10 protein-coding genes are annotated in these 12,657 nt (G+C 73.2%); 5 read left to right on the forward strand and 5 right to left on the reverse strand.

Features of this window, described 5'->3' with window-relative positions:
* Positions 1-20: 20 nt before the first annotated feature.
* Positions 21-191, reverse strand: a complete 171-nt coding sequence (locus tag HHX33_RS11705; protein ID WP_182874591.1) for a hypothetical protein — start codon at positions 189-191, stop codon at positions 21-23.
* 343 nt (positions 192-534) lie between these two features.
* Positions 535-1,653: a serine/threonine-protein kinase gene (locus tag HHX33_RS11710; RefSeq protein ID WP_182874592.1), complete on the reverse strand. Its 1,119-nt coding sequence runs from the start codon at positions 1,651-1,653 to the stop codon at positions 535-537.
* Positions 1,654-1,909: 256 nt separating this feature from the next.
* On the opposite strand from HHX33_RS11710, the gene HHX33_RS11715 reads away from it, so the two are divergent.
* Complete coding sequence (locus tag HHX33_RS11715; protein ID WP_117408698.1) at positions 1,910-2,122, forward strand: ubiquitin-like protein Pup; 213 nt, start codon at positions 1,910-1,912, stop codon at positions 2,120-2,122.
* A 97-nt stretch (positions 2,123-2,219) separates the two neighbouring features.
* Here the strand turns inward: HHX33_RS11715 and HHX33_RS11720 are convergent, their stop codons facing one another.
* The 3 genes from HHX33_RS11720 to HHX33_RS11730 form a co-directional block, all read right to left on the reverse strand.
* Entirely contained in the window at positions 2,220-3,782 is a 1,563-nt protein-coding gene (locus tag HHX33_RS11720) for a phosphatase PAP2 family protein (protein ID WP_182874593.1), read from the reverse strand.
* A 107-nt stretch (positions 3,783-3,889) separates the two neighbouring features.
* On the reverse strand, positions 3,890-7,015 hold the full coding sequence (locus tag HHX33_RS11725; protein ID WP_310741314.1) for a glycoside hydrolase family 38 C-terminal domain-containing protein: 3,126 nt from the start codon (positions 7,013-7,015) through the stop codon (positions 3,890-3,892).
* Between the two features lie 61 nt (positions 7,016-7,076).
* Positions 7,077-8,339 (reverse strand): Gfo/Idh/MocA family oxidoreductase, encoded by a 1,263-nt coding sequence (locus HHX33_RS11730; protein WP_310741315.1) that lies wholly within the window; start codon positions 8,337-8,339, stop codon positions 7,077-7,079.
* A 314-nt stretch (positions 8,340-8,653) separates the two neighbouring features.
* Between HHX33_RS11730 and prcB the strand changes: the two genes are divergently transcribed.
* From prcB to pafA, 4 genes are all read left to right on the forward strand, one after another.
* Entirely contained in the window at positions 8,654-9,469 is an 816-nt protein-coding gene (gene prcB / locus HHX33_RS11735; protein ID WP_208759019.1) for a proteasome subunit beta, read from the forward strand.
* A 21-nt stretch (positions 9,470-9,490) separates the two neighbouring features.
* Positions 9,491-10,327: a proteasome subunit alpha gene (prcA, locus tag HHX33_RS11740; RefSeq protein WP_182874594.1), complete on the forward strand. Its 837-nt coding sequence runs from the start codon at positions 9,491-9,493 to the stop codon at positions 10,325-10,327.
* A gap of 159 nt (positions 10,328-10,486) precedes the next feature.
* The gene (locus tag HHX33_RS11745; protein WP_117408750.1) at positions 10,487-11,173 is read left to right on the forward strand and encodes a hypothetical protein; all 687 of its coding nucleotides are present in this window, start codon (positions 10,487-10,489) and stop codon (positions 11,171-11,173) included.
* A gap of 69 nt (positions 11,174-11,242) precedes the next feature.
* Positions 11,243-12,601, forward strand: coding sequence for a Pup--protein ligase (gene pafA, locus HHX33_RS11750; RefSeq protein ID WP_150934758.1), 1,359 nt, complete (start codon positions 11,243-11,245; stop codon positions 12,599-12,601).
* Positions 12,602-12,657 lie beyond the last annotated feature (56 nt).

A 12,657-nucleotide genomic window follows, 5' to 3' on the forward strand; every position in this document is an offset into this window, starting at 1 on the left:
ACGAGAGGACGCCGGCGGGGTCAGACGTGCCGGGAGATTCGAGGGGCCGGCACGCCGCCGGGGCAGCGCACCTCGATCTCCAGCCTGCCCTCGTCAGACTGGAACTTCACGCGGGCGCGGTCGTCCGGGCCCGGGTCGACGTCGTCGACCCGGAAGCCCTGGGCAGGGGTGGGCAGTACCAGCGCGGGCACCGTGACCCGGCCTCCCGCGACGGCACCCGGTTCTCGTGCGTCCACCCCGGGTGCGGGTGGGCCGGGCATGCCGACACCAACGCCGCGATCAACATTCGCAACGCCGCAGGAACTGCGGTGTCAGGACGTGGAGACCTCGGGACTGCCCGGTCTGCGAAGCGTCAACGCCCGCACGCCGCCTGACGGCGACACGACGGGAGAAGCTCCGGCCTTCAGGCAGGAGAGGAGTTCAAGTCTCGATCGCCACCGGACGGACGGATCGTCAAGTTCCGCACCCACCACGGCTGACCGAGGAGCACGATCCGGCCGTCCTTCGCGCCGGGCCCGGGGGGTGGCCCAGGCGTCACAGGGGGGCGGCCGGCGGGCGTGGGCCGTCCGGGTGACCTCCACCGAGATTCCGGGGAAAGCCCGGACCGGAGGGACTGGTCAGGCCGCCGGCACCGCCGGGACGGCGCGGACGGCCGGGCGGCGCGGGCCAGCGTGGAAGGCCGCCACGCTGGCGGTTCTCTCCGTGCGGCGGAAACCCGGCGGTCAGCTCGCCCTGCCGAGGGGGTGCGCCGAGAGCGGGGGAGTGCCCGTACGGGTTGGTCCTGGCGCGGCTGGGCAGCTCACCGGAGGTCCGGCCCGGCGCGGCGGCGGGGATGCCCTGCCGCCGCAGCACCTCCACCAGCATCTGCATGGCCTGCTCGATCGTGAGGCGGTCCAGCGGATCACGTCGCAGCAGGCCCTCGATCAGGGGCCGCAGCGGGCCCGCCCGGCGCGGCGGGTCCGGCTCGCGGCCGAGCATCATCCCGGCCGACAGCGGGCCCATGCTCGGGTACGGCGGCCTCCCCTCCACACCGCAGTACAGCGTGGCGCCGAACGACCACAGGTCGGCGGTGGGGGTGAGGGCCTCGCCACGAAGGCGCTCGGGTGCGAGATAGGCCCCCGACCGCGTCACGGGCACCGTCGCCGGTCCCGTCACATCCCGGTCGAAGGCGGCGATGCCGAAATCGGTCAGCACCACCCGGTCCTCGGTCAGCGTCACGTTGCCCGGCCGGATGTCCCCGTGGACCACGCCCATCGCGTGCGCGTGCCGTACGCCCGAGAGGAGCTGGAAACCGACCCAGGCGGCCCAGTGGACCGGCAGCCGCCCGAGATGACGCACGGTGTCCCCGAGCGTGAGCCCCTGGAGCAGTTCGGTGACGATCCAGAGGCGGCCCTTGTCCTCCAGCAGGTCGTGCACGGTGATCACGGCCGGATGGCTCAGCCGGGCCGCCGAGCGGGCCTCCCGCAGCGCCTGCCTGCGGGCGGCCGGCAGGTCCGCCACGTCCACACGGTACGGCGGCTGCACTTCCTTGATCGCGACGTCGCGTTTGAGGCGAAGGTCATGGGCCTGCCACATGATCCCTCCGCCGTCCCGCCGGAAGGGCGTCAGCAGCTTGTACCGATCCGCCAGCAGTTGCCGTGCGTGCGATGCCATCGACCACCCGTGCGCTAGAGCCAGCCCAGATCCGTGATCCCCCATTGTCGTCCCGTAGGTGGGGGCACGACGACGAAAGACGGCCACGAAGAGTGTGACGTCGATAACGATCCGATGTAGAGAAGGCCCACGCCGAGGGCCGATGTGCCCGCCGCGGGCACCGTTCCAAAGATCGCGTGCCCCGGGGCGCGCATTGTCGGTCGGTTCGGGGAAGATATGGGGAGAGGCGTCCCCCCGAGCAGCGGAGGTGTCAGGGATGGCGACCAAGGAAACCGGTGGCGGCCAGAAGCAGACTGGCCGCCAGGAGAACGAGGTCGAGGAAGTCGAGGCGCAGGCGTCTTCGGACGTGCAGGAGCGCCACGAGAAGCTCACTGACGATGTCGACGCGATCCTGGACGAGATCGACGAGGTCCTGGAGGAGAACGCGGAGGAGTTCGTCCGCTCCTACGTGCAGAAGGGCGGACAGTAACCCAGGGGGGAGACGTCTGGGCCGGTGGCGGCGCCCGGGACCTCCCGGTGCGCCGGCCGCCGCGCCCCCGTTGCCGGCCGGGCGAGCGCCCGGCCGGTCACCGGCTTCGGCGACCGGACGGTGTGGGCTGAGTGGCTGGTGGCCGGTGTGTTCGGTGTGGCCGGTCGCGGAGCAGCACCCACCACGCCACGGCGACCCACGGAAGCGCCAGCAGCGCGCTCGCGAGCACGCCTATGGGGTGCTGCGTTCCTCGGTAGATCTGCGACAGGGCGCACAGCAGCGGGACGAGCACGGCCGCCGCGCCCGCGGCCAGTAGCCAGGGGCGGCGTGCCGCACTGTGCCGGACCAGCACCACGATCGCCGTGAAGAGGGCCACCACGCCGGCGACCTGGCCGGAGGGGAAGCCGGACGTCAGCGGCCAGGACTCGTGCACGGCGACCGCCAGGCCGGCCGCCGGATCGCCGGGCGGGGCGACCGGCGGGGCGGTGGGCCGGACGATGGTCAGGTCGCCGGGCAGACGGACGGGCTCGGCGGGCTGGGAGCGGCCGACGGCCGCCGCGGCGGTGAGGACCAGGGCCAGTTGCCCGGCCGTCGCCACGAGCAGGAACAGCGCCGGCCGTGCGCGCCGCAGCACGGCCAGGGCGAGAGCGCAGGCCGCGAGGGCGCCGGCGAGGATCCACGGAGTGCCGCCGATCCGGCTGCCGAACGCGGCCACCCCGTCCAGCACCGGACCGCGTAGATCGGCGACCCACCGGACGACCACGTGATCGGCGACCGCCAGGGCCGTGCTCCCGGACGCCCGGGTGAGCAGCAGCCCGGTCCCGAACAGCGCCCCGAGGACGAGCACCCAGGCCGTGAGCGCCTCCGCCGCGGCGCGCCAGGGATGCGGCAGCGGCTCCCGGCCCCCAGGCTCCCGGCCCCCGTCCTGTCCGGGGGCGCCCTCCAGGACCGGTCCCTCGTCCGGTGACGTGCCGGGCACGGCCTCCGGACGCCAGGGCCGGAAGGCCGCGGCGGTGACCCACAGCCAGACCAGCCCGAGGAGCCAGCCGCCGATCACGTCGCTCAGGTGGTGTACGCCGAGCGCGACGCGGGTGAAGCCGACGAGCACGACGAGGCAGGCGACCGCGGCGACGGCGAGGGCACGCGCCCGGCGAGGCGCGAGCGGCGCGAAGACCAGCAGCAGCACGCCGTAGGAGACCAGGGAGCTCATGGAGTGCCCGCTGGGGAAGCTCAACCCGGTCGCCGTGGCCACGGGCTCGGCCACGACGGGACGCAGCCTGCCGATCAGCAGCTTCAGCACGGGGTAGAGGATCAGCGAGCCGAGCGACGTGGCCACGACGTAGGCGGCCTGCCGTACCTCGCGCCGGACGAGCAGGAGAACGGTGGCGAGGACCAGCACACAGGTGAAGACGGTGCCGCCGCCGAAGTCGGTCAGCGTGCTGAGGATCTCCAGGGTGAGCGCGTCGCCGGCCACCAGCCGGTTGAGATCGTCGGTCACGGCCCGGTCGGCGGCGTACAGCGGCTCCCACCGGCCGGCCACCAGACCGGTCAGGAGTGCGAAACCGGTGCCCGCCAGGCTCACCGCGGCCAGTCCCGGCGCGCCGCGGAGAGCGAAGCGTTCCAGGCGGCCCGGCTCCAGGCGGTGCGACCGGTCCAGCATGCCCTCCTCCTGTCCCACTGGTGCTCGCCCGGTGCCGGAGGCGAGTGGATATCTCCCCTACCCCGGCCGGGCCGTCGGAAAAGCGCTGGCCGGGAGGGCGCGCCGGGTCAATCCTCCGACAGGTGGATCGTGGCGATCTCGAAGGGCCGCAGGCGGAGCCGTACGCATCCGTCCCGCACCGGCAGCGGACGCACCGGGAAGCCCAGCGTGTCGGCCGTCCAGGCCGCGGTGAAACCGCCCCGCACGACCGCCTCGGTGGCCGTGGGATGCTCGGCCACCAGGCGGACCTCCAGCCGTCCGTCCCGCTCGCGCAGCGCCGCCATCACCACGCCCTCTCCCGACACCGACAGCCCGCCGCCCGGTCCGGCGTCCGGCCCGCGACCGGGCTGAGCCGCCCGGCCGGCGCCGGCGCCCGGTACGGCGAGCAGATCGTGGCGGAACTCCTCCGCGAGTCTCGGCAGCCCCGCCTCGTGCCACTCGCCCGCGTACGGCAGGACGGCGAGGCGCACCGACAACGGCCCCTGGCACTGGGCGGCCGGAGCAGGGATCTCGGGGCCCGCCGGCTCGTCCCGGTAGGGGTTGCGGTTCCTGGACAGATGGCCGACCGACCGGACCAGCGTCACCGCCAGCTCCGTCCCGCCCTCGGTGATCTCGTATTCGCTGACATGGTCGAGCAGCACGGCCAGGCCGCCCGCGGCGGCGAACGACTCCGCGGGGAAGACCGGGATCGGCCGCTCGCCGCCCCCGCCCTCGGCCGTCAGGCCCCGCCGCACCACCGCGAACTGCCCCTCCGCGTGCGACTCCGCCGCCGGCCGCGGCAGCGGTGCGTGCCAGCGGACGCGGTGGTCGCGGCAGCGCACGTCCATGGTGATCTCGCACCGCGCGTACGGCTCGCCCGCCCGCAGCTCCACCCGCGTGGTCACGGCCGTCCGGACGTCCGCGCCGCCGGACCGCTCTGTGTTGCCGGACCGCTCTGTGTTGCCGGACCGCTCTGTGCCGCCGCCGATCGCGGCGGGCCAGTCGTACTCCCGGACGATCTCGTACACCCCGGTGAGCGGGCCCGAGCAGATCTCCTCGACGGAGACGCTCACAGGCCGGTCGAGGAGCCGGTCGATCGGCGGCGGGGCGTGGTTGTAGGTGTCGCCGACGTCCCCGCCGTGGACGACGCGCCCGACCCCGTGGACCTCGGTGCCGTCGGCGGCGAGCAGTGAGAGCGTCCCGTCCGCGGCCACGGACACCCGCAGCAGCCCGTTGTCGAGCACCGGGTCGAAGCCGTACGGATCGACCCGCAGGGGGTGCGCCACAGCGGCCGGCTCCGCGGGCCCGGCGGTCTCCTCCGGGACGGCGGCCTCTTCCGGGACGGCGGCCCCGGCAGGCGCGGTGCCTCCGGAAGGCTGCGGGGCTTCGGCGCGGGCGGCGTCGTCCCGGTCGACGGCGGGTGCGGGGGACCGGGCGGTGAGGACGGCGCGGCCGAGCGGCGGCACGGTGACGAGCGCCGCGACGGTGACCACGGGCTCGGCCACCGTGCGGACGACCCAGAACCCCGGGCTCGCCTCCAGGATCGCCCGCCGCAGGTCCTCGTAGGCGTAGCGGCCGGAGGCGTGACGGCTCACGGTCACGGTGAAGACGCCGTCCGCCGCGTCCCAGGAGACGATCTCGTGGCCGTAGAGCTCACGCTCGTGGACGCGGCCGAGGAGCAGCCGCAGGTCGTCCATGACGGTCTCGTCGAGCAGCGTGGGCGCGTGCCCGAGCCGCTGGAGGGGGACCGCGCGTCCCGCCGCGTCCACCAGCCGGGCGCGGCCTTCCGGCAGGTCGGCGAGCACCAGGCCGGTCCGTTCGAACGGCGAGGGGTTGACGACCACGAGGGAGCCCTTCGGCGCCGCCTCGGCGAGCGCGGCGGCGACGAGGTCCACGACCGCCTGGGCCGTCTGCCCGGCCTCCGCGATCCGCGCGGCCACCTGGAGAGCGGTCTCGTCGGAGCCGCACCCGGTGACGGAGTCGTGCCCGCCGGCGGCGATCACCGCCCGCCACGCCATGTCGAGCAGCCGTCCGGCCGGAGCCTCGCCGAGAGGTTCGCGGCCGGGACCGAGGGGGTTCGCGCGGGCGGCGGACCCGGGCGGCCGTTCCTCCTGGGCATGGCCGGCGGCGTGCCGCCGGGACGGCCGGCCCGCGAGCCACAGTGCGGACAGCGGCTCGGCGTAGCGGATGAGAGTCCGTTCGGCCCGCGCCATGGCCTGTTTGAGCGGGACACGCGCCGAGACGACGCCGGGCAGGATGTTCGCCCGTGCGTGCGAGCGCAGCTCACCCTGAACCCGCGGCACCGCCGGGCCGGTTCCGCCGCCGGACCCGCCGTCGTCGGCGAGGGCCTCGGCGAGGGTGGCGACGCGCAGTCCGGACGTGGTGATCTCCCGGACGGGGGCCGAGTGGTCGCCGCCGCACATCGCCAGCAGGGTCCCTCCGGCCGCCCAGCCCTCCATGGCGGAGGCGAAGGCGGCGACCCGGTCGGGCAGGCCCTCCGGCGGGCCGGTGAACAGGCCCGACGCGTTGCCGTACCCGCCGGGCAGGTATCTCGTCCTGATCGTCGTGCCGTCGGCGCCGGTCCAGTCGAAGACGTCGCGGTCCACGCGGGCCGGCACGCCGCGCCACACGCAGGCCCGGCGCAGCCCGGCCAGCGCGAGCATCTGCGGCATCTGGGCGCAGTGGCCGAACTGGTCGGGCAGGTAGCCGACCGGCATCGCCCCGCCGAGCGCGGCGGCGCCGCGCATGCCGTACTCCAGGTTGCGCAGCAGGGTCTCGCCCGAGCACAGGAACTCGTCGGCGAGGATCAGCCAGGGTCCGGCGGCCAGCCGCCCCTCGGCGACGAGACGCGCGATGTCTCCGCGCCGCGACGGCCGGAGCTCCAGGTAGTCCTCGATCGCCGCGAGCTGGCCGTCCATGGTGAACCGGTAGGCGGGATCGGCCGTCATGGCGTCCAGGACCTCGTCGAGCACGCGCACCAGCCCGGCCCGGAACCGCTGGAAGGGGAGATACCACTCGCGGTCCCAGTGCGTGTGCGGAACCACCACGATCTCCCGGCCCGCGCCCGGCACGTCCCGCGCGGGCACGGGCTCCGCCGCGCCGGCCGTGGCGGAGCCGGCAGGGGGTCGCAGGTGACCCGCGTTCGCGGACCGGAGTCCGGCAGCGGCGACGGCAGGCGTGGTGGCGGGGGCGGGTGCGCATTCGTCCGCGTTCACGGGCCGGGGCTCCGCCGCGTCGGCGGGGGCGGGAGCGGGGTCCGCCGGGCCGGCGGGGGGCTCACGGTCGGCTGACGCGCTCCTCGGCGTGACCGGCTCCACTCGCGCCCTCCTCGGCTTCGCTGCTGTCGGCGCCCCCGGCGGTCGCCTGCGGCGGGGCGCCGGTGGGCTCGCCCGCGCACTCCCCGGCGATCGGGATGCCCGCCCACCGGGCGTACCGGTGGACGATCCGCTGCGCCGTGACGATATCCTCCAGGGCCCCGTCCAGTCCGGTGAGCGGACGTTCGTCCTGCGTGACGAACCGGTGGAAGGCGAGAAGCTGCCGCTCGAACGACTCGGCGACGTCCTCGTGGACGATCGTCCGCTCGGTGGTCCCGACCCGGCACGCGACCGTCAGCCGGGTGGGCGCGTTGAGCAGGTAGGGCGAGGGGAAGCGCAGCTCCATCGAGCCGTGCTCGTGGTGCAGCGTCACGATCTCGTGGTAGGCGGGGTAGCTCGGCAGGTGGTGCCAGCGCACGCCGTACCTGCCGGAGCCCTCGACGGGCAGGGTCCCGCTCAGCTCGACCGACGGCGGGAAGGCGTCGGCGGGCCACACGGCGACGTGGTCCACGGTGTCGGGCGACCCGGTGAACAGCCGCATGAGCGACAGCTCGTGGCAGAGGCTGCCCAGCACGACCTCCGCGTACAGCCGCCGCAGCCGCTCCGACGACGTGCCGAGCGCGGCGGTGAGCGCCTCCTCGTCGGCCTCGGCGTAGGGGGCGACGCGCTCGGGCGCGGGACGTCCGCGGCGCACGCGGGCGAACAGCAGCTGGGAGTCCTCCGACGGGTGCAGCACGGTGGCGTCCAGGTGGCGGACGACGCCCGGCCCGCCCGCCTCGTGCAGCGCCTCCAGCAGCCGCTGGGAGGCGGGGTCGTACTGCTTCATGTAGCCGGCCATCAGCCGGTCGCCGGGCAGGCCGTCCAGTTCGGCGCGGCTGTAGGCGAGCGGCTTCTCGGCCAGCACCCACAGGCCGCGTTCGAGCGCGGCCCGCACCAGCGGGCCGTGGGATCCCGGCGTCAGCACGAGGACCGCGTCGAGCCCGCCCCCGCCGGGTCCGCCCCCGTTGAGTCCACCGCCGCCGATTCCACCGGCTCCGTCGAGCATCGCCAGCGGGTCGTCGTACGCCGTCGCCCCGGCCTCCCGGCCGATCGCCTCCGCGTGGTCGCGGTCGAGGTCGCACACGGCGGCGATCCGGAACAGGTCGCGCCGCCGCGCCAGCAGGGGCAGGTAGACGGCCTGCGCGATCACGCCCAGCCCGGCGATGCCCACGTTCACCGTCTTCACGTCCTCACCCTCCCCGGCTCGGCGTCCGGCCTCCCGTGCCCCTGCACCTTCCCCACCGGCGGCGGCGCACAACCACGCCCGGCCCCCGCCCTTCCCGTACGCCCTGACGTGCGGACACGCCGGCCGGGGCGGACGATCACCTCCGCGTAAAGAGAAGGTCCGGCGAGCGAGCCGGGGTCGTGGACCGGCGCGCCGGGTGATCTCGGTTCGCGCTGAGCTGATCGGGAAGAGTGCAACCAGTGCGCCGACCTGAGTAGGGTCGGGCGTAACAACGCATGCTTGGAGGGAGTCGCGTGGCATCTCAGCCGGCCTGGATGAACAGCCTCTTCATAGACACGGGGTCGTCGTCGTTCACCGAGTTCCTCGGCGCGCACGCGCCGAACCTGCTGCCGACCCGCGCGCAGACGCTGGCGGCCCCGGTGGGCGAGCAGATCCCGCACGCGACCACCATCGTCGCGGCGACCTGCGAGGGCGGCGTGGTGATGGCGGGTGACAGGCGGGCGACCTCCGGGAACATCATCTCGCAGCGGGACATCGAGAAGGTGTTCCGCACCGACGACTACTCCTGCATCGGCATCGCGGGCACGGCGAGCCTCGGCATCGAGGTGGCCCTCCTTTACCGGGTCGAGCTTGAGCACTACGAGAAGCGGGAAGGCCGCTCGCTGTCCACTGAGGGCAAGGCGCACCGCCTGGCCACCATGATCCGCGAGAACCTGCCCATGGCGATGCAGGGCCTGGCGGTCGTGCCGCTGTTCGCGGCCTACGACCCGGCCCGCGACGGCGGCCGGATCTTCAGCTACGACGTGGGCGGCGGGCCGTACGAGCAGTTCGGCTACCACTCGATCGGCTCGGGCTCGATCTTCGCGCGGGGCTCCCTGAAGAAGCTGTACCGGGAGAACAGCAGCCCGCAGGACGCCGTCCTGGCCTGCCTGCACGCGCTGTACGACGCGGCCGACGACGACTCGGCGACGGGCGGGCCCGACGTCACACGGCGGATCTGGCCCGTGGTGGCGGTCATCAACGCCGACGGCTACCGCCGCCTGCCGGACGACGAGGTCGCCGAGTTCGTCGAGTCGATGCTGGAGACGCGGATGACCGCTCCAGAAGGCCCGACCGCCCCGCTGCGCTAACCCAAGAGAGGATCACCCCCGGTGTCCATCCCCTTCGGAGGATATGCCTCACCCGAGCAGATCATGCGGGACAGGGCGGAGTACGCCCGAAAGGGCATCGCCCGAGGTCGCAGCGTGGTCGTCATGCAGTACGCCGACGGCATCCTGTTCGTGGCGCCCAACCCGTCCAGGGCGCTGCACAAGATCAGCGAGATCTACGACCGCATCGGCTTCGCCGCGGTCGGGCGGTACAACGAGTTCGAGTCGCTGCGGCTCGCCGGCATCCGCTACGCCGACATCAACGGCTACACCTTCAACCGCAGCGACGTCACCGGGCGCGGCCTGGCCAACCTGTACGCCCAGCACCTCGGCATGATCTTCACCGAGTCGATCAAGTCGCTCGAGGTCGAGATCGTCGTGGCCGAGGTGGGCGACGTGCCCGAGGACGACCAGATCTACCGGCTCACCTTCGACGGATCGGTGTTCGACGAGCAGGGCATGGCCGTGATCGGCGGCCAGGCCGAAGCCGTGGCGGGCCGGCTCAAGGAGCGTTACCAGGAGGGGCTGCCGCTGCCGCGGGCGCTCGACGCCGCACTGGCCGCCCTCACCGAGCCGGGCGGCGAGCGCCCGCCCGCGACGCAGCTTGAGGTCGCCGTGCTCGACCGGGCCCGGGAGCACCGCAAGTTCCTGCGCCTGACCCCTCCGCGGCTGGAGCGGATCCTGCAGGAGGGCCGGGAGAGCGGCGGAGGCGCCACGAGCGGGGAGCCCGCGGGTGACGCCACCGCCGAGCGCGCCCCCGACACCACTCCCGCGGCGCCGCCGCCCACCGCCCCGCCGATCGCGCCCGAGGGCGACATCGACACGGGCTCCGGCGAGTAGGGCACTCCTCGCCGTACGCGTGTCACGGCGCCGCGTCCCTCTCCCGGGGCGCGGCGCCGCCGCCGTGTCCGCGGGCTCGTCCGCGGGCCGCGTCAGGGATTGGGCCGCATTGGGGATTCCGGCTCAACCAAAGCCCTGTTTCGCTAGTCTCATCCGGTTGTGACGACATTTGATCTTTTCCGGCGTGCGGGCGTCCCGGCCGTCGCCGTCGCCCTCCTGTCGCTGACCGCCTGCTCCGGCTCCTCCGGCGCCACGGCCACGGCCACCGCCACGGTGACCGTGACGGCGCCGGCCTCCCCGGCGGAGCCGTCCGGCAACACCCCGGAGGCCTCGCAGGCCCCCAGCACGTCGGACGCCCCCGTACCCGCGGCCACGACCCCCGCTCCCCGGAAGACGGAGAAGGCCGGTCCGCCGATCACCGCCGCGACACCCGACGTCTTCGGCGAAACCTTCCAGTCTGACCCCGGGCACGACTTCACCAAGGGCCTCAGCCCGAGCAGGGACGGCGTGCTGCGCGGGCAACTGGTCACGATGCAGGACGAGAACGTCGCGGAGTACCGGCCGATCAGATTCGTGCCGGAGGTCGGCGGCAGCACGAACGGCCACTTCGAAGGACCGCCCGAAGGCGACGTGATGGCCTTCGCCGCGCCCCTCGCGAAGAGCGTCGTGTTCCTCAGCGCCGTCGGATGCAAGGGCGACGACCAGACCATCAACAGCCGTTATGTGGGCACCCAGCGCTGCCCCCGCGACAAGCTGATCCTGCGGGCCGACGCCGGTGACCTGCGGGCACTCATCACGGTGCAGAGGGGGCAGATCGTCAAGGTGGTGGAGATTTACGCCCCCTGAGAGCACCTCCGTCGCATTCCCCCGCCTGATCACTGTTCGGCCGCCGGTTCCGGGGAATAGGGTGAGGTGATGGATCGACGCATATTCGGGCTGGAGAACGAGTACGGCGTCACCTGTACGTTCCGCGGGCAGCGGAGGCTGTCGCCGGACGAGGTGGCGCGGTACCTGTTCCGGCGAGTGGTGTCCTGGGGCCGATCGAGCAACGTCTTCCTGCGCAACGGTGCGCGCCTGTACCTGGATGTGGGCAGCCATCCCGAGTACGCAACCCCTGAGTGTGACAACGTCGTGGAGCTGGTGACCCACGACAAGGCGGGGGAGCGGATCCTGGAGGGTCTCCTCGTGGACGCCGAGAAGCGGCTCCGCGAGGAGGGCATCGCGGGAGACATCTACCTGTTCAAGAACAACACCGATTCGGCCGGCAACTCCTACGGCTGCCACGAGAACTACCTCGTGGGCCGGCACGGGGAGTTCGGGCGGCTGGCCGACGTCCTGATCCCCTACCTGGTGACGCGGCAGATCATCTGCGGCGCGGGCAAGGTGCTGCAGACCCCGCGCGGAGCCGTCTACTGCGTCTCCCAGCGGGCCGAGCACATCTGGGAGGGCGTCTCCTCGGCGACCACCCGGTCCCGGCCGATCATCAACACCCGCGACGAGCCGCACGCGGACGCCGAGCGGTTCCGCCGGCTGCACGTCATCGTGGGCGACTCGAACATGAGCGAGACCACGATGCTGCTCAAGGTCGGTGCCACCGATCTGGTGCTGCGCATGATCGAGGCCGGGATCGTGATGCGGGACCTGTCCCTGGAGAACCCGATCAGGGCGATCCGGGAGGTGTCCCACGACATGACCGGGCGCCGCCGGGTGCGCCTGGCCAACGGCAGGGAGGCGTCGTCCCTGGAGATCCAGCAGGAGTACCTCACCAAGGCGCGCGACTTCGTCGACCGCCGCGGCGGGGACGAGACCGCCAAGCGGGTGCTGGAGCTGTGGGAACGCACGCTGCGCGCGGTCGAGACCGGCGACCTCGACCTCGTCTCGCGGGAGATCGACTGGGTCACCAAGTACCAGATGATTGAACGTTACAGACAGAAGTACGACCTGCCGCTGTCCTCGCCCCGGGTGGCGCAGCTCGACCTCGCCTACCACGACGTCCACCGTAAGCGCGGCCTGTTCTACCTCCTGCAGAAGAGGGGAGCGGTCGAGCGGGTGGCCGACGACGTCCGGATCTTCGAGGCGAAGTCGGTTCCGCCGCAGACCACGCGGGCCAAGCTGCGCGGAGAGTTCATCCGCAAGGCGCAGGAGAAGCGGCGTGACTTCACCGTTGACTGGGTCCACCTGAAGCTCAACGACCAGGCCCAGCGGACGGTGCTGTGCAAGGATCCGTTCCGCAGCGTGGACGAGAGGGTCGACAAGCTCATCGCGGGTATGTGATCTCTTACACCGCTCTGACGGCGGGTTCGGGTAGCCTGGCCCGGACCCGCTGTCTG

The organism is Microbispora sp. H10670 (assembly GCF_014161385.1).
Lineage (GTDB): Bacteria > Actinomycetota > Actinomycetes > Streptosporangiales > Streptosporangiaceae > Microbispora > Microbispora triticiradicis.

Bases quoted from the DNA above. Each gene is read 5' to 3' on its own strand.
- HHX33_RS11710 (WP_182874592.1), bottom strand. From the start codon at position 1,653: ATGGCATCGCACGCACGGCAACTGCTGGCGGATCGGTACAAGCTGCTG.
- HHX33_RS11715 (WP_117408698.1), top strand. From the start codon at position 1,910: ATGGCGACCAAGGAAACCGGTGGCGGCCAGAAGCAGACTGGCCGCCAG.
- HHX33_RS11720 (WP_182874593.1), bottom strand. From the start codon at position 3,782: ATGCTGGACCGGTCGCACCGCCTGGAGCCGGGCCGCCTGGAACGCTTC.
- prcB (WP_208759019.1), top strand. From the start codon at position 8,654: ATGAACAGCCTCTTCATAGACACGGGGTCGTCGTCGTTCACCGAGTTC.
- pafA (WP_150934758.1), top strand. From the start codon at position 11,243: ATGGATCGACGCATATTCGGGCTGGAGAACGAGTACGGCGTCACCTGT.